The following is an 18,556-nucleotide window of genomic DNA, read 5'->3' on the forward strand; positions in this document are numbered from 1 at the left end:
ATCTAGTTTTCCCCTCCGTTTTTAGTATATTTAAACCCTTTAATCTCTTTAAAATTCATTCCTTGATATATGCCTCTATCTCTAAGAGTATTATCAATAGCATTTAAAATCTCCCACTTTTTTAAACTCCACATTGGTCCTATTAAAAGTTGACGAGGTGCATCACCTGTAAGTCTATGAATAACAATATCTTCTCTTATATACCCTACAGCCTCACACACCAAATCTATATACTCTTCCTTTGTTAAAAAATCAAATGGCTCTTTTTCATACTCTTCCGCCATTTTTGTATTTTTCATAAGATGCAATAGATGTATCTTTATTCCTTGAATATCTTGATTTGATAGATATTTTATAGTGTCAAGCATATCTTCTCTAGATTCACCAGGAAGTCCAAAAATACTATGAACTACTGTATCTATCCCTCTATCTCTTAATCCTTTTAATCCTTTTTCAAATGTAGTTAATGGATAGGCTCTGTTTATTCTTTCAGCAGTTTTATCACTAACACATTGTAAACCTAGCTCTACCCATACATAAACCTCTTTACTCATCTCTTCTAATAAATCTAATACATCTTCAGGTAAACAGTCTGGACGAGTTCCTATCGCTAACCCTACTACCCCATCCTTTGAAATAGCTTCTTTATATTTTTTCCTTAACTCATCTACTGGAGCATAGGTATTAGTATATGCTTGAAAATAAGCTATTAATTTACCATTACTCCACTTCTTATTCATCATATCTTTTATATCATCAAATTGATCCGATATTGATTGCACTCTATTTCCAGCAAAATCTCCTGATCCGCTAGAACTACAATAAGTACATCCTCCCTTTGCTACTGTCCCATCTCTATTAGGACAAGAAAACCCTCCATCAAGTGAAATCTTAAATACTTTTTCATTAAATTTCTCTCTTAAAAATGAATTTAAAGTATAATATGATTTTCCTCCCCACTTATTACTTACCATTTATTTATCCTCTACTTTCTTATTTTCATAGTTCTCTAAATTTAGCTTATAATTATCTTCATAATTATATTTTTTATTTTTAACTTTATAATAAAGATATTCATCCTCAAAATCAACGTAAGTTATATCATTTTCTTCTAATGGAAATTCCTTTTCAAAGTCAAAGTCTATTTTATCTCTATTCTTTGCAAAATACGCCTCTATTCCTTTATTTCCATTACTAATATACTGAACTAATATATATTTTTCTTTAGGACTATATGCTACAAACTCAACTCTCTTATTTTCTAATATATCAAGACAATTAACCTTCATTCCTATAGGTGTATCACTATCTGTCTTTTCTTCCTTGTCCCACTGATTTTCTATATCAAAAGTAAATATATATGAATCTTTATCATAAGTTGTTACTATCCCCTGTTCTACATCAAAGCCTAATGTCAATGTAATTATATTATCTGTATTTATTTTTACCTTATTTATTTCTACGTTATCTTCTTTATTTATATCATACTGGGGAAAACTAAATTTATTTAAAACTAAATAATTATTAGCATCATTTTTAAATCTAACTCTTACTTCATCTCCATCTTTCACTAATTCTCCTTCTATTAATGGAGAAACTTCTACTATTTTATATTTATCTTTTTGTCTCTCTACTTTTATCTTTATAGTTTCTGAACTACTATATCCTTGTAATAAATCACATCTTATTATTCCAAAAGTATACTCTCCCTTTTCCCCAATTTCAACTTCCTCCTTTAAGTTATAACTTACAATTTTTAAATTGCTACTTTGATTTATTGTATTATTAGCTTCCTCTTCAACTAATAATTCTTTATTTTGCTCATATTTCTCTTGAACTAAATTTTTCATAAATTCTTTTGCGATAGATTTTCCTTCATACAAATTGAAGTCTGTAGCAGTCTTTTCAATAGAAACTCCTTTATCACTACATCCTACTAATAAAAAAATACTTAAAAATAATGCCATAATCCTCTTCATAGTATCTCTCCGTTTCTTCTTTTATTAATTATTTTGTGATATTAATAATTATTTATGTAATTATCTTAAAATTTCAGTGTATATATTAATGAACCCATTATTTAAGGAGGAATTATGAAAAAAAAATCATCTTTACAAATAGGTCTAGTCTTTATTGGAACTATCGTCGGTGCCGGTTTAGCTTCTGGACAAGAAATAACTCAATTTTTTACTAACTATGGTAAAATATCTTTTATAGCTTTATTTATCCCACTTATAATCTACATAATCTTAGGAAAGGCTGTAATAAATATATCTGTTAAACATAATTTAAATTCATATTCAGAACTATGCACTCTAGTTTCTCCAGGCTTTCTTGGAAAAGCTACTGGATTTGTAACAACCTTATACTTATTAAGTTCTTGTTCCATAATTATTGCTGGATCTGGCGCCTTATTAAATCAATACTTTGGAATTCCAAAAATCGTAGGAAGTTTAATTATAATACTTATTGCTATTCTGACTCTTATGAAAAATACTGATGGCTTATTCGCGATAAATTCATTTATTGTTCCAATGCTAATTTCTATAATAGCGATAATATTTATTTTTTATGTAGGGTTCTCTCCTACTACTTCTATAGAATCTCATAATATATATCCATATAAAAATCTTTGGATTGTTTCAGCCTTTCTTTACGGTGGATTTAATATAATGGGATGTAGTGGGGTTATAGTACCTCTTTCCAGTGAAATAAAAGATAAAAAGAAACTTTTTAAAGGCTTACTCATAGGAGCTATTTCTCTTACAGTAATCTCTCTAGCTATAAACTACCTATTATCTTGTAATTTTAATTCTATACATAAATTCGAAATTCCATTATTATTTGTAGCAGACAGATTCGGTAAAGTAATTCAATGCTTTCTTCTTATGGTTATATTCTTTGAAATGTTCTCTACTATTGTTTCTGACACATTTTCTATATCTAAAACACTAGACTCAGCTTTTAATATTCCTTATAAATATGGAATGTTCATAGTTTTAACAATTGGGATTTTTGTATCACAACTAGGCTTTAAGAATCTCATCTCTACCCTCTATCCAGCATTTGGAGTAATATCCGTATTTTTTATGATAAGTGTTCTTATCTATAATAAAAACGATAAAAAATCTACTGCTATAAGGGAACAGTAGGCTTATAACTTATCAGTGCACTGAAAAAAAGGCTCTCGCTTACAAACTCTAATTTGTTATGCGACAGCCTTTATCTTTTTAAATCTATCTCTATCCTATAGGATATTTGAAAACTGGAACTACCCCATTAGTAGTAAACACTGGCGATATAAATTTACCTTCCCCACATTCAATAAAATCATCACTAATTAATGATCCATTATTATCGTTATATACGCCTTTTCTTAATTCTCCGATTTTGGTAACGGCAACATATATAGCTGATATTTTATACCATGTAGCATAATCTACATTTCCTGATTGTGGTAAACCAAATATTCCTTGAAAAGTTTTTACTGAATCTGCAGTACTTTCGCCATATATTCCATCTACTGCAACTTTTTGAATTAAAGGATAGTTTTGAGAAATTCTATTTAGATACTCTTGTACTTCTCTTACTGGCTCTCCACTACTTCCTACTGAAAGAGTATATCCAGGATATGATTTAGGTATTCCTGCAACCTTAGATGCCTGTGTTATAACTATGTCTCCATAATAGTATCTTAATATTTGTTCATAATCTTTCCCTTGATCTCCAAGATACTTACTTCCCCATTGCGAAAGCCAATTTGGACAAGTTACATTTTTACCATCACAAAACTGAGTCAATAAAGGTTGCTTTGCAGATGGTCTCTTTACATAAGTTGTAAATACTTCATCTACTATTCTATCTACATTATCATATATATTTCTTCCGTAAGTAAATGCTAAATCAAATGCAGTAGAGTTAGTTATTTGATACGGTTTCCCTTTTCCTCTATACCACTCCGTATAAACTCTATTTAGCGCAAATGATACTATACATATGGCATTTGCTCTTAACGTTTCATCTGGCCAAGTAGCAAACACTTCACTACTTAATGCATTCTTTACGTAATCCTGAAACCGTACAGTATAGTCGGCTCCACTAGTGCTATTAGGTGATCCATCATGTACTACTATAAATTCTGGAACAACAGCTTCTCTTAGAACAACTAAACCAGAAGTAGGTGGCAGTGGCTTCTCTGGATCTTCCGGTATCTTTGTTGGATATTCTCCAACTTGTACATTAGGAGGTATATTAATAATTTCATCAACTCTTACATTTTCTGATTCTGGTGTTAAATTGCATTGTTGAATAGCAGTAACATCCGGTAATACTTGCACTCCTCTTATTAATATATCTTGATAACCGCTTACTTGCACTAAAACATCTAATAGTGAATATGGATTTCCTCCTGTAGGACTTTGTGAATTTGCTAGTGGTGGTGTATCTATTTCTATCACTGATGTTAATCCTGATGAATCTGTTGAGAGTGTCGCTTCCTTCGTAGTACTTCCTTCTTCATTAGTTGCAGTAATTGTCACTTTCCCATTATCTATAGGTACATATGATTGTCCAACTAATAACCTTGCTTGAAATCCTCCTGTAGCCATCATTGCACTCCTTATAAATTTATCCTTAATATTATATGAATTTATTTATATAAATGTGTTTTTTATTTCATTCTCAAATTCACTAGGATGACGAATAAAAATCTGTGTTCTTTCCTCCTCAAGTAATAATCCTCTCATACTGTTAAATACACCTTTAAGATCTAATTCTCCATATCCAGTAGTAGGATTAGGATATACTTCTCCAGGCCGCTTTCTAGCACCTCTAATAATATAGTTTTCTATTTTAAGAGCATATAAAGTAGTATCTCTTCCATATACTATTCCCCATTGCATCATAAGAACTATTGCAGAAGCTAAAACTGCTCCAGCTATAGATGCTCCTGTAAATGTAGTAACAACTCCATCTCTTCCTATAACAGGAACTGCTACTCCACCTGCTACTACTGATGGAACAATTCTTCCATCTCTAGTATAGCCTCTAGATGATTTTGCTACTAAAGTATTTGCCGTCTGATTATAATAACCAACATTAATAATATACCTAGCAGAAGACGGTATTGTAAAAGTTATAAGATTATTTGATTGTAAAAACTTTGTTTCCGGATCTAATAACTCTCTTTGTGGTAACCACACATTATAATTTCCATTTACAATACTGTCACCTATAAGTATAAATTTCCATATACCTTGAACTACATTTACTAATCTTACCTCTATCATTTCATCACCAGACAATTCTTGAGGCATATAATACTTTATTTCTACTTTTGTTCCCTCTAACACAAAATTCACTTCCTCTATCTGCATAAGTTTAGCTTCTATTTTTTCTACAACTTCACCAGAAGGAGATACCATAGATAAAGAAACTTTATCTGGCTTAGACATCCATATTTGAAATTCTACACTTCCTTCATTAGGACCAACTCTTAATTCAATTTCTGCCGTATCCCCTGTCTTTTCAATCACTCCAGATGCATGGACTTCAGTATCCCCTTGATTTCCCATTCCCTTTACAATAGCAATTCCTCTAAACTTACCTATGTTTTCTATATATCTCTCCATTGTTGTTGTTCCATCATGACCTCCTCTATTTGTTCCTAAGCCTATAAATATTACAAAAGGCTTTTTTAAACTTCTACTGATATCTACCAAATACTTCAATGCCATTATTATATTTCCATCTTCATACATAGGCACATTAATTCTTGAAACACCATAATAATCTTTTATAGCTTGTCTTGCCTCCTTAAGCTTTACAATAACAAACTCGCAATTTGGTGCTCCTCCTTCTATTTTTACACCTCTACCTCCAATTATAGAAGCCATACTCGTTCCATGTCCTATTTCATCTCTTGATGGAACTATACTATATGGATCTCCTCCATTTTTACTAAGATCAATAGCTCTATTTATTTCCTCTCTAGTATACTCTGCTCCTATAGGAAATCCACTTGGTATATTTCCACTTAATATAGTTTGATCCCATATTGATATTATCCTACTAGTACCATCTTCTTTTATAAAATCCTCTTCCATATATTCTATACCAGTATCAATAATCCCAACTACGACTCCGTTTCCTGTTAAATTTAAATATATATCATTATGAAATTGTATTATATTTGCCGATTCTAAAGGAGATACTGCCTCTAATGTGTATATAGATGGTTTATCAAAATAAACTATCCCTGCTTCATTTGGTTTAATATAGTTAGTCCATTCTTTAAACGGAACAGATACCAACGCTATATTTTCTGTGATTCTTACAGAACAAGTACTACCTGAAATCCCCAAAGGCGGTGCCTCTCCTTGATATTCAACAATAACGGTCCAATTTTTTTCATTATTAAAACTAGACTCACAACTACTAGCTTCATTTGTTTCCGACTCTTGTGATGATGGTGTTTCTCGTTTAGATATAACTATATCCATAGCTCCTGGTAATGATAATAATCCATATCCCCATGTATCATTGGGATAGACCACATCTGTTCTAGTTCTCCTTGCACCTTTAAGTAAAAAATATTTTAATCTATTACCATACATATATAGATCAAAACCTTTTACAATACCATACTGACATAATAAAGCTGCTGCACCAGATACATGTGGTGTTGCCATAGATGTACCTGTAAGTGAATCTATTCCTCCATTGGGTATAGGTCCTAATATTGATTGTCCTGGAGCTAATAAATCTGGTTTTTCAACAATACCTCCTCGTCCAGAAAAAGGTGAAACATTTCCTGTAGCCATATTATAACTACCGACAGTTATAACATTTTCTACTGTTCCAGGAATACCTACGGTGTTATAAGGATTAGGGTTTAAAAACTTTGTATCTTTACTTAAAGTTTCCAATATAGGAAGCCACATATTATATTCTCCTGGTTCCCCTGCTATAGTCATATATATACTATATATTCCAGAAGAAAGATTTTCTCCTTTACCTAATATAGCTATAGATATATCTCCCTCTATAGAAAATGGTAATGGCCCAGAGACACTTATATAATACTCATTATTTCCAATATCACCACTATAAAAGCCTTCTCTCATAGCTATGAGTCCTGAATTTACATTGCATGGACACCTTATTTCTAATGATATATTCCATAAAATTGGCTTATATAGTTGTAGTATTATGGCTCTCTCTCCTTCTGCTACATTAAAAGTTTCTTCTATCTCAGTGGTTCCTTGAAGGCTTCTTCCAACGTGGTGCGCCGCTTCTCCTTCATTTCCACCAGCTATGACAATAGTTACTTTTTCTATTCTTGAAAGTGTATCTATATATTGTTCTAGTAAAGAAGATCCATCATGAGCACCAGAATTTGTAGCAAAACTTATATTTATAACTATTGGCTTATTTAATTCTATACTTTTATCCAATAAAAACTTTAACCCTCTCATAAGTTGTGAACTCTTTCCAAATAAGGTTTTACCACTCCTAGTGAATTTCACCATAGCAATACTACTTTCATACGCTACTCCATAATATCTTTTATCTATTTTTCCACCTGCAGCTGCTATTCCTGCTACATGAGTTCCATGTCCTGCTTCATCTTGTGATGGTACTATGGAATATGGATCACTAGACTTTAGGGCTCTATTTATATCATCAGCATTAAAAACTTGTCCTTGTAAAGATAAATCATATATATAATCAATCCTTGTAGTACCATCTTCATTTATAAATGCCGGATGAGTATAATCTATTCCCGAGTCAATAAACCCTATTATTACTCCACTTCCACTTAATCCATATTGCTCCCATACTTGAGTAGCTCCAATTTCTCTATTAGATGCTTCTGCTGTCTCAAATAATGTCTTCGGTAATTCTATATAGTCAATTTCTTCTATAGCATAAAGTTCATCCAATTTAGAAAAGTCTATAGTAACTATACCAAAACCAAATCCTAAATCCTCTAATTGTCCTCCTATAGCTTCTACTTTCTCACTCACTACATCTACTTTTATACCATATAAAACAATAAATTCTATTTTCCCTGGTCCATATATTTCATTCTGTGAATATTGTAACAATTTATATCTTACTTCAGGTGGTACTCTATTAAGTAAATTAATTATCCCTTCAACATTCTCCATAATATCCTCATTAATATTGATTGATTTATTAATTAATATTCATTTTTATTTTTATTTAGAATAAATAAAAAGATATACAAAGTATTATCTTTGTATATCTTCTGGATATATCTCTTTATATTTATCTCTTATCTCTAAAAATTCATCTAAATTATCTAGGAACAAATCTACTAATACAGGATCAAAATGCTTTCCTCTTTCTTTTCTAAATAGCTCTAGGATATCTTCTAATGGCCATGCCTTTTTATAAACTCTTTCAGATCCTAAAGCATCAAATACATCTGCTATAGCTGTTATTCTTCCAGCTATATGTATTTCCTCTCCCTTTTTACCATAAGGATATCCCGTTCCATCATACTTCTCATGATGTTCTAATGCTATTATTGCCGCTGTTTTCATTAATATATCATTAGAATTTTTAAGCATTTCATATCCTATTTCTGCATGAGTTTTCATAACTTTAAATTCTTCAAAAGTTAATTTACCCGGTTTATTTAAAATAATATCTGGAATTGCTAGTTTTCCTAAATCATGCATAGGCGATGCTAACTCGATAATTTCTGCATCTCTCTTTGTAAGGCCATATTTCAATGTTAATAACTTAGAATATTCTGCAACTCTCTTTACATGATGTCCAGTTTCATTAGAGCGCGTTTCTGATATCTCCCCAAGAGTATATATAATTTCTTTTTGAGTTCTATCAATTTCATTATTTAAATAAATGTTATCATAAGCAACAGATACATTTCTACAGAATGTATTTCCTAAATATATATCTAAATCTGTTAATCCTTTTAGGTTTTCTACATATAATATAGTCTTTACCCCAAAGTCATTTTTAAAATATAGTACTAAAGTATCATTTTCATATTGACTACTTTCTGAAGATATTCCCTTATACACAATAGAAAATTGCTCTTCGTCTAAAGCTTTCTTTATACTCAAGCCAACAGTATCTTTTAATCTCCCAGCCGCTGCTAAAATAATATAATCTTCATCTAAACTACTAGCTACTATAGCTGAATTGCTATCAATAACTCCTCTATTATTAAAATCTAATATAGAAAATAATTGAACTAACATCATTGATGTAAATTCCTTTATTTCTCCAAATTCAAATACTTTACCAGAGCTCTCTATTATCTTTTCTAGTCCCATTTTACTATAACTTAATAAATATTTATCATAAAAATTATTTATTTCAGCTGCTATTGTTAAAATAATCTCATCATATGATATATTATTTATATTCTTAATTCCATTAATATTCATATCCTTAATTTCATCAAAAGTAAGATTTACTTCATCTGAAATTAACGTTAATATCCTCATTAAATTATTTTCTAGACTACCTCTTACAAAACTTATTAAATCTTTTCCCGCTTCAATATTATTTTGTAAACCTATTACTGATATTAATATATCTCTATTTTTAATAAGAATATACTTAGCTTCTTTATGAGATTTTGCTTCTATTACCTTTATTCTCTTACCTTGATACGTATAACTCTCTAAACTATTCTTTACTTTTTCAACATTCTTTTCATCTATATTTACTATCAATACCTTCCATATATTTTCTTCCGCAGTTAAAAGTATATTATTCTTTTTTTCTAGTTCTTTTATACGCACCCCATACTTATCCATAGCCTATTTTCCTCCCGAAGGTTTTTCCTCTTAATACAATATATTAATATATTTTTGAATTTAATATAATTATATCCTTTACTTCAATATATCGATGGATACTATTTTTTCTTTAGCAATGACAGATATTTTTTAACGTAGTATAATTATTTAGTAGTTATTAAATAGAGGTGAGATTATGAAAACAAATGATTTACCAATAGGATTCTTCGACTCAGGTGTTGGTGGAATATCAGTATTAAGAGAAGCGTGTAAAATTCTACCAAATGAAAACTACATATATTTTGGTGATTCAAAAAATGCACCTTATGGTACTCGAAGTGATAATGAAATAAAAGATTTAACTCTTAAAGCAATAGATTTTTTAGTTAATAAAAAAGTTAAAGCTCTAGTTGTAGCTTGTAATACAGCTACGTCTGTAGCAATAAATACTCTTAGAGATACATATAGAGATTTACCTATCGTAGGAATAGAGCCTGCTGTTAAACCTGCTGTAGAATTTACCAATTCTGGTTCTATAGTAATCATGGCTACTCCTATGACCCTTAAAATGCGCAAATTTAATGAACTTATAACCACTTATAGCGAAGGAAGAGAAATAATTCCTATGCCTTGTCCCGGATTAGTTGAATTTATAGAAAAAGGCATTTTTGAAGGTGAAGACTTACATAAATTTTTAATGAATAAATATAAAGATATTAACATAGATGATGTAGGTGCCGTTGTTTTAGGTTGTACTCACTATCCTTTTATAAAAAAGGAACTTAGTAAAATAATCGATGAAAATAAGATTTTTGATGGCTCTAAAGGTACTGCTAATCAATTAAAACATTTATTAGAAGATAGACATTTACTTAACAATAGTTCCACTACTGGCAATATAGAAATTATTAATTCCCTTAACGATAACTATCTAAATGAGCTATGCATAAACTTATTAAATTTAAATATAAAATAATGTAACAATTCTAATAGTCCATATATACTATAATGTAATAGCATAATTCTTTATAGGTGATGTACTATGGTAAAGTTAATTGTTAAAAATATAACTGGTGGTAACACATCGCAAGATGAAGCAACTTTATTAAAACAAATTATCTATGAAAATCTCGAAGAATATATAGAGTTAGACTTCTTAGGTATGGATAAAATCCCTTCCACATTCTTTTTCACATTATTTTCAGATCTTATTTACAATAAAGGTAGAAATTTTATTATAGATAAAATAAAAATAACAAACTTAAAAAATCCTGATGCTTATAATCGTATGATAAACGGTACTAATTTTTAACAAAAGCTTATAATGCTATCGCAATAACGAATATTTTTCGTAAGCGATAGCTCTTTTTATCATTGCACAGGGCAAAAAAAGATATGCTAGTGAATAGATAAGAGTGAACGATGAGCTGTGACTTCTCACTTATAATCTAAGAAATTCTGCAAGAATTTCATCTATACCTGTGCCTTGTGCCATCATACTTGTGCCCTGCCTAGCCTTTCTATGGTATAATAACTTTATTATATGTATAAAATATATAAATAACATTTCAAGGAGGTATTTGTAATGAATCCAATCGTTACTATGAAAATAAAAGATAGGGGAACTGTTAAAATAGAACTTTACAAAGATTTAGCTCCGAATACAGTTAAAAACTTTATCTCTTTAATAGATAAAAATTTTTATGATGGTTTAACTTTTCATAGAGTTATTAAAGGTTTTATGATTCAAGGTGGATGTCCAGAAGGTAATGGTATGGGAAACCCAGGATATTCAATAAAAGGTGAATTCTCTAAGAACGGATTTAAAAATGACTTAAAACATACAGAAGGTGTTCTTTCAATGGCAAGAGCTATGTCTCCTGACTCAGCTGGCTCACAATTTTTTATCATGACTGAAAGCGCTCCGCACCTTGATGGTTCATATGCTGCATTTGGTAAAGTAATTGAAGGTATAGAATTTGTTCATGATGTAGAAAATGTAAAAACTGATTATAACGATGCACCTCTTGTGCCAGAAGTTATTGAAAGTATGACAGTAGATATGAGTGGTGAATCAATAGAAGAACCTGAAATTATTGAATACTAGGAGTGATTTTATGAATTCTTCTAAAAATATACTAGTATACGGGGTAGAACCTAGTAAGATATTATTTCTTAATAGTTTTTTTAGTAAAAATCGCTTACCATCTTGTAATTGCATAGATGATTCTATGGAAAACATGATTATGTCCGATATACTAAAAGATGCTTCTAAGAATACTAAATGTTCTAGCTCTAAACAATCTATAATAATATTCAATAATCTTTCACAAGTAGAGATGTCCACAGCTATTGCCTTAATAAAAAAAGTATTAAAACCTAAGCCAATATTTGCATCAATAACACCAAATTCAATAACTTGGACATTTGCTCAATTGAAAGAAGAATTAATAAATGAAAAAAAATTTTTTGAAGGTAAATAACAATGAGTAGAATTGGGGAAAAAATTAAAAATCTTAGAAATAAAAAAGGTCTAACACAAAAGCAACTTAGTAAAAAACTTGGTGTTTCTGAATCATTTATAAATGACATAGAGCTTGGAAGAAAAATAATAAACGAATCACTTATGTCTAAACTTACAAAAGTTTTAGGTGAAGATTTAAATGACTTAACTTTATCTAATGATACACCTAGTGAACCTATAAATAAAGTTAATACCTCTGAATTTATGTCTCAAAAAAATAAACAATCTAAAGAAACACCAATAAACTCAATATGGACTGATGCTCTTAGTTCTGTTGTTAAATCAGTTCCTGTTTATAATTATGAATTAAAGACTCTATCTACAATTCCTAGAGTTGTAAATAATAATAAAATTGAAAACTTCAATAGCGATAAAGTATTTTATCTTATTATAGAAGATACTGATTTATCAGAATATAGAATTGAAAAAGGCGATAAAGGATTTTTAGTAAAAATAGGTGAACTAGAAAATAATTCTTTATGCTTCATTGAATATAAAAACCAGCGTTCTATAAAATACATTAAGAACTTAGGCAATGGTAAATATCTTTTATTATCTAAGGGCGGAAAATTTTCCGAAACAGTAGATAAAAAAAATATAAAGCCTTTAGGAAAGCTAATAAATATAGAATTTAATTTTAAGGACTAACATTTGATAATGTTAGTCCTTATTCTATATTCTTCTTTTTATCTATTACCATTATTTGTAAATTGATGATTTATTTTGTTTAATTTTTCTATAATTAATATTTATCTTCTTTACATAATTTACTTTTTTACTTTATATATTTACTGTATAATAATTATTATCACATACAAATTTATTCATAATTGGTAAATATTATAAAATCTATATATTTTTGCCAATGCAATAGGAGGGTTTTTATATGACAAAAAAGGAAATTCTGGCAATGATTCTTGCTGGAGGGCAGGGTAGTCGACTCGGGATCCTTACTAAAAGAGTAGCTAAGCCAGCGGTACCATTCGGTGGCAAATATAGAATTATAGATTTTGCTCTTAGTAATTGTTCTAACTCTGGCATTGATACCGTTGGAGTTCTAACTCAATATAGACCACAGGTATTAAATTCTCATATTGGTATCGGTGCGCCTTGGGATTTAGATCGTATTAATGGAGGAGTGAGTTTATTACCACCCTATATGAAGGAAAATGGAGGAGATTGGTATAAGGGAACTGCAAATGCTATATATCAAAATAGACATTATATAGATTCCTATGATCCCGAATATGTGTTGATTCTTTCAGGAGATCACATATATAAAATGAATTATGAAAAAATGCTTCAGTATCATAAAGAAAAAAATGCTGATGCAACTATTGCTGTCATTGAAGTTCCATTAGATGAAGCTTCACGTTTTGGAATTATGAACACTAATACCGATAATTCTATATATGAATTTGAAGAAAAACCTAAAGAACCTAAGAATAATATGGCTTCTATGGGTATATACATTTTTAAATGGAACCTACTAAAAAAATATCTAAAAGAAGATGAATTAGATAAGCAATCTTCAAATGACTTTGGCAAAAACATAATTCCAAATATGCTTAATGATAATAGAAAACTTTTTGCATACCCATTTAAAGGATATTGGAAAGATGTTGGTACCATTGAATCTCTTTGGGAATCTAATATGGATCTTCTAGATATAAATAGCGGATTGAATCTTCATGATCCCAATTGGACAATTTATTCCGTAAATCCTAATATGCCACCTCAATATATAGGTTGTGAAGCAAGAGTACATAACTCAATTTTAGTTGAGGGATGTAAGGTATTAGGGGAAATTTCTAATTCTGTTCTTTTTTCTGGAGTCACTGTAGGTAAAGGCTCTAAAGTAACTAATTCCGTAATTATGAATAATGTTACTATTGGAGAAAATGTCATAATTGATAAAGCTATTATTGGTTGCGATTCCATAATAAGAAAGCTTTCTCAAATTGGTGATGGCAATGAAATTTACGTAGTTGGAGATCGTGAAGATATTAAAGCAAATTCTATATTATCTGAAATAAAAGAAGTAATTTAACTAAAGATTATAGGGAGGATTTCATATGTTAAATAACTATATGGGCATACTTTGTCTTAACGAAAAAGACTCTAACATTAAGTCATTAACTCAAAATAGACCATTAGCTTCTATTCCACTTGGTGGTAGGTATAGAGTTATAGATTTTATTCTTTCAAATATGGTTAATTCAGGAATTAAGAATATCGGTGTACTTACTCATAATCATAGTAGATCCCTAATAGATCATTTAGGTTCAGGATCTCCCTGGGATTTAGATAGAAAAATAGGTGGATTATTTTTAAATACCTCTGGTCATTCAGAAAATTTTTGTGACATAGAAGTTATAAGCAATAACATAGAACATCTTCATAGAAGCAAAGAAACTAATGTAATTATCTCTTTATCATATATGATTTGTAATATAAACCTCGAAGATGCTGTTAATTGCCATGAAAAGAGCGGTTCAAAAATAACAATATTATATAAAAAGATTTCTAATGGAAAGAACTCTTTTAGAGATTGTGATGTATTAAACATAGATGAATCTGGCCAATTAATTTCTGTAGGTAGAAATATCGGTGTTGATAATAATTTAAATATATCTATGGAAATGTTTATTATGAGTAAAGAAACTCTTATATCTATAGTATATGACTGCATAAAGAAAGGTATTTGGTCCAATATAAAGGACTATATTTACTCTAATATCGATATATTAAAACCATCAACCTACGAATTTAAAGGATACTTACAATGTGTAAACTCACTATTATCCTATTACAACTTGAACATGGAACTTTTAGATTTAAAGAAATCTAAAGATCTATTTTATTCTAATGGATTAATATTTACTAAAATATCTGATGGTCCTCCAACTAAATATACTAGTGATTGCACCGTTATAAACTCACTTATAGCTAATGGTTGCATTATAGAAGGCTCTGTTGAAAATTGTGTCATCGGCAGAAGAGTGAAAGTATCAAAAAGTGCTACTCTTAAAAATTGTATTATAATGCAAGATTGCATAATTGGAACAAACTCACACTTGCATAATGTAATCATGGACAAAAACGTCTTAGTTGAAAATAATAAAGATTTAAAAGGAGATATAGAATTTCCATTAGTTATACAAAAAAGAACTAAATTTTAAAGGAGGAATTATTTTTGAAAGTTTTATTTGTAACATCAGAATGCCATCCATTTTTAAAAACTGGAGGTTTAGGCGATGTATCATACTCTCTTCCAAAAGCATTAAAAAAATTGAACGATGTGGACATAAGAGTAATTATGCCTAAATACAGCTCTATCCCAGACTATTTTAAAAATTCTATGCAACATAAAGGAAATTATATAGTTTCTGTAGGTTGGAGAAAACAATATTGTGGAATAGAATTTCTAGAATTTGATGGTATACCTTTCTATTTTGTAGATAATGAATACTATTTTAATCGTCCTGGCTCTTATGGATATACTGATGAAGGTGAACGTTTCACTTTCTTTTCTAAAGCAGTGCTTCAAAGTATTCCATATATGAATGACTTTGAACCAGATATAATACACTGTAATGATTGGCATACTGCTATGATTCCAGCACTATTAAAAGATCACTATAGATTTTTTGATAACTATACAAGAATAAAAACGGCCCTAACAATCCATAATTTACAATATCAAGGTATCTTTGATAAATCTATTCTAGATTTATTAGAGTTAAATGAGGGCTATTTTAATGAATCATCATTAAAATACTATAATTCAGTTAACTTTTTAAAAGGTGGAATTGTTTATTCTGATAAAATATCTACTGTATCTAATACTTATTCTAATGAAATTCAAACTGAACCATTTGGCTCAACATTAAGTGGTCTATTACATGGAAGACGTAATGATCTTTGGGGTATAGTAAATGGTATTGATTATGATACATTTAATCCTGCAACTGATATTCACCTCCCAGTAAAATATGATGTAAATAATTATTGGCTAAAACGCGAAAATAAAGTTAACCTTCAAAGAGAATTAGGCTTAGAACAAAATGCTGATACTCCATTAATAGGTCTTGTATCTAGATTAACAGATCAAAAAGGCCTCGATTTAGTATGTTCTATATTTGAAGAGCTAATGTGTAGTGAAAATGTTCAATTTGTTTTACTAGGTACTGGTGATCCAAATTATGAACATAGTTTTAGATACTTCGCAAATAAATATCCTAATAGATGCTCTACTAATATTTACTTTGATAATTCTCTCGCTCAAAGAATTTATGGAGCTTCTGACTTCTTCTTAATGCCTTCAAAATTTGAACCTTGTGGTCTTTCACAATTAATAGCACTACGCTATGGTTCCGTACCTATTGTTAGAGAAACTGGTGGGCTTAAAGATACAGTATTTTCTTATAATGAGCATTATAAAGAAGGTAATGGATTTACTTTTACAAACTACGATGCTAAAGATATGTTAAATACCATTAAAAGGGGACTTCATTTCTATTGGGATAAATACCACTGGGATATAATCTCTAGAAATGCTATGAACTCTTCTAATAGTTGGGAAAATTCAGCTTATATATATAAAGATTTATATAATACACTTATTTGGGGATAAACTTAAAAACAACACCATAAAACTAACCTTATTTATGCTAGTTTTATGGTGTTGTTTTTATTTATTAAACATTTCTTCAAATGAATTTTTAATATTTTCTCCATCATCAGATATACTATATACTAAGTATCTCCCTTTTGTATATACCTTTGAATTTTCTATTCTACCCTTTACATCTTCACCGGCATCTCCTAAATCTTCCACAGCTTTATCCTTTGCAGCCTCTATTTTATTTTTCAACCCTTCTAGATCTTCTTCACTTTTTGCCTTTACTACTAAAAGCTGATCATGTAGATTTCCATCTGGTGATACATATAACTTAAAATCCTCAACATCATCTTTTGAAATATCATATATTCTCTTTAAATCATCTTCAGTACCTTCTTTTAAATTTTCTAAATCAGATCCTAATTTGTCTGTAAAATCGGACACTGCAAAATCCTTATCATCTGTATTAGTTTTATTACCACAACTTACGATACACATAACAGAAACTAATAATACCATAAAAATACTTGCTTTCTTTAAATACTTCTTCATTAATATTCCTCCTAAATACTTACTTTAGAATTATTATTCCCTGGAAATAATAAAATTATTTTAATATCTCATCTTCTATAAATCTCTTAATGTTATCCACTTATTTACGATAATTTATTTATCTAACAATTATAAATTTAGGTGATATGATGAAAAAGTTTTTCGTATTTTTATTATTTATATCAACTACTATATCTGTGGGAATTTCTTTATACTTATACTTTCCATATATAAAAAATTATAAAGACACTCCCACTACAAATAATATACCTACTGCTACAATAGCAAATACTTTATCTACAGAATCCAATACTTTATCTTCTAATGAATCATCAAGTAATGCCTTTAAGATAATTCATGTACCGATTATTAATCAATTTCCTGAACTTCCATCTGGATGTGAAATTGTCGCTACTACAATGTTATTAAATTGGTATGGATATAAGGTAGATAAACTGTTATTAGCAAATAGTATAAAAAAGAGTCCTCTTCCTACATACAGAAAAGGTGTTTTACATGGTAATGATCCTAATGACAGTTTCATCGGTGACCCTTATTCTAAAAATTCTTATGGTGTATATCATAAACCAATAATTGACCTAATAAATATATATACAAATAATGAAGCTAATAACTTAACAGGAGTACCTTTTGAAAACATACTTGATACTGTAAAATCAAATAAACCAGTAATTATGTGGGCTACTATTGATATGAAAGCTCCATCAGTAACAACGACATGGCAATCATCTAATGGTACTATTTCTTGGATTGCCCCAGAACACGCTTACTTACTAATAGGCTTTGATGAAAGTAATGTAATAGTTAATGACCCTTATGATGGTACCGAAAAATATATAGATAAAGAGTTATTTAAAAGTCGCTGGGAAAGCTTAGGTAGTCAAGCAGTATCATTAAAATAAAGCTATTGCATACTATTTTATAAACATTATGCAATAGCTTTTTATCATTAATTTATGATCTTATAATAGATATAATAATTATCTTAAACAAGAAAAAAGGATGCTACAATAATTTTCTTATAACATCCTTTTT

16 protein-coding genes are annotated in these 18,556 nt (G+C 29.6%); 10 read left to right on the forward strand and 6 right to left on the reverse strand.

Translation table 11 applies throughout. From position 1 onward, the window contains the following. Positions 1–2 precede the first annotated feature (2 nt). Both mnmL and CM240_RS12670 read right to left on the reverse strand, forming a co-directional pair. A complete protein-coding gene (gene mnmL / locus CM240_RS12665; protein ID WP_044039480.1) occupies positions 3–974 on the reverse strand; it encodes a tRNA modification radical SAM protein MnmL/YtqA in 972 nt (323 codons plus the stop codon). After that, positions 975–1,979: a hypothetical protein gene (locus CM240_RS12670; RefSeq protein WP_044039481.1), complete on the reverse strand. Its 1,005-nt coding sequence runs from the start codon at positions 1,977–1,979 to the stop codon at positions 975–977. It lies immediately after the preceding gene. 114 nt (positions 1,980–2,093) lie between these two features. Here CM240_RS12670 and CM240_RS12675 point away from each other — a divergent pair, with 114 nt between their 5' ends. After that, positions 2,094–3,152, forward strand: a complete 1,059-nt coding sequence (locus CM240_RS12675; RefSeq protein ID WP_044039482.1) for a YkvI family membrane protein — start codon at positions 2,094–2,096, stop codon at positions 3,150–3,152. A gap of 90 nt (positions 3,153–3,242) precedes the next feature. On the opposite strand, the gene CM240_RS12680 is transcribed toward CM240_RS12675, so the two are convergent. From CM240_RS12680 to CM240_RS12690, 3 genes are all read right to left on the reverse strand, one after another. Then, positions 3,243–4,610 carry a peptidoglycan-binding protein gene (locus tag CM240_RS12680; RefSeq protein WP_423219466.1) on the reverse strand — a complete coding sequence of 456 codons (1,368 nt, stop codon included), beginning with the start codon at positions 4,608–4,610 and terminating at the stop codon, positions 3,243–3,245. A gap of 42 nt (positions 4,611–4,652) precedes the next feature. Continuing rightward, the gene (locus tag CM240_RS12685) at positions 4,653–8,171 is read right to left on the reverse strand and encodes a S8 family peptidase (protein WP_051483830.1); all 3,519 of its coding nucleotides are present in this window, start codon (positions 8,169–8,171) and stop codon (positions 4,653–4,655) included. 84 nt (positions 8,172–8,255) lie between these two features. Further along, the gene (locus tag CM240_RS12690) at positions 8,256–9,818 is read right to left on the reverse strand and encodes an HD domain-containing phosphohydrolase (protein ID WP_051483831.1); all 1,563 of its coding nucleotides are present in this window, start codon (positions 9,816–9,818) and stop codon (positions 8,256–8,258) included. A gap of 178 nt (positions 9,819–9,996) precedes the next feature. Between CM240_RS12690 and murI the strand changes: the two genes are divergently transcribed. The 8 genes from murI (at position 9,997) to glgA (ending at position 16,960) form a co-directional block, all read left to right on the forward strand. Next, the gene (gene murI, locus CM240_RS12695; RefSeq protein WP_044039483.1) at positions 9,997–10,776 is read left to right on the forward strand and encodes a glutamate racemase; all 780 of its coding nucleotides are present in this window, start codon (positions 9,997–9,999) and stop codon (positions 10,774–10,776) included. 66 nt (positions 10,777–10,842) lie between these two features. Beyond that, positions 10,843–11,112: an STAS-like domain-containing protein gene (locus tag CM240_RS12700; protein ID WP_044039484.1), complete on the forward strand. Its 270-nt coding sequence runs from the start codon at positions 10,843–10,845 to the stop codon at positions 11,110–11,112. Positions 11,113–11,385: 273 nt separating this feature from the next. Then, positions 11,386–11,907 (forward strand): peptidylprolyl isomerase, encoded by a 522-nt coding sequence (locus tag CM240_RS12705; RefSeq protein WP_044039485.1) that lies wholly within the window; start codon positions 11,386–11,388, stop codon positions 11,905–11,907. A gap of 10 nt (positions 11,908–11,917) precedes the next feature. Further along, complete coding sequence (locus tag CM240_RS12710; protein ID WP_044039486.1) at positions 11,918–12,283, forward strand: DUF3783 domain-containing protein; 366 nt, start codon at positions 11,918–11,920, stop codon at positions 12,281–12,283. A gap of 2 nt (positions 12,284–12,285) precedes the next feature. Beyond that, positions 12,286–12,972 carry a helix-turn-helix domain-containing protein gene (locus CM240_RS12715; protein ID WP_044039487.1) on the forward strand — a complete coding sequence of 229 codons (687 nt, stop codon included), beginning with the start codon at positions 12,286–12,288 and terminating at the stop codon, positions 12,970–12,972. Positions 12,973–13,210: 238 nt separating this feature from the next. Beyond that, positions 13,211–14,374: a glucose-1-phosphate adenylyltransferase gene (locus CM240_RS12720; protein ID WP_044039488.1), complete on the forward strand. Its 1,164-nt coding sequence runs from the start codon at positions 13,211–13,213 to the stop codon at positions 14,372–14,374. Between the two features lie 25 nt (positions 14,375–14,399). Further along, complete coding sequence (gene glgD, locus CM240_RS12725; RefSeq protein ID WP_044039489.1) at positions 14,400–15,506, forward strand: glucose-1-phosphate adenylyltransferase subunit GlgD; 1,107 nt, start codon at positions 14,400–14,402, stop codon at positions 15,504–15,506. Between the two features lie 14 nt (positions 15,507–15,520). Beyond that, positions 15,521–16,960 carry a glycogen synthase GlgA gene (gene glgA / locus CM240_RS12730; RefSeq protein ID WP_044039490.1) on the forward strand — a complete coding sequence of 480 codons (1,440 nt, stop codon included), beginning with the start codon at positions 15,521–15,523 and terminating at the stop codon, positions 16,958–16,960. Positions 16,961–17,017: 57 nt separating this feature from the next. Here the strand turns inward: glgA and CM240_RS12735 are convergent, their stop codons facing one another. Continuing rightward, positions 17,018–17,500 carry a DUF4358 domain-containing protein gene (locus CM240_RS12735; RefSeq protein ID WP_044039491.1) on the reverse strand — a complete coding sequence of 161 codons (483 nt, stop codon included), beginning with the start codon at positions 17,498–17,500 and terminating at the stop codon, positions 17,018–17,020. Between the two features lie 149 nt (positions 17,501–17,649). On the opposite strand from CM240_RS12735, the gene CM240_RS12740 reads away from it, so the two are divergent. Continuing rightward, on the forward strand, positions 17,650–18,423 hold the full coding sequence (locus CM240_RS12740) for a C39 family peptidase (protein ID WP_051483832.1): 774 nt from the start codon (positions 17,650–17,652) through the stop codon (positions 18,421–18,423). The last annotated feature ends 133 nt before the right edge of the window (positions 18,424–18,556 follow it).

The sequence above is a fragment of the Clostridium bornimense genome, from assembly GCF_000577895.1.
Lineage (GTDB): Bacteria > Bacillota > Clostridia > Clostridiales > Clostridiaceae > Clostridium_AN > Clostridium_AN bornimense.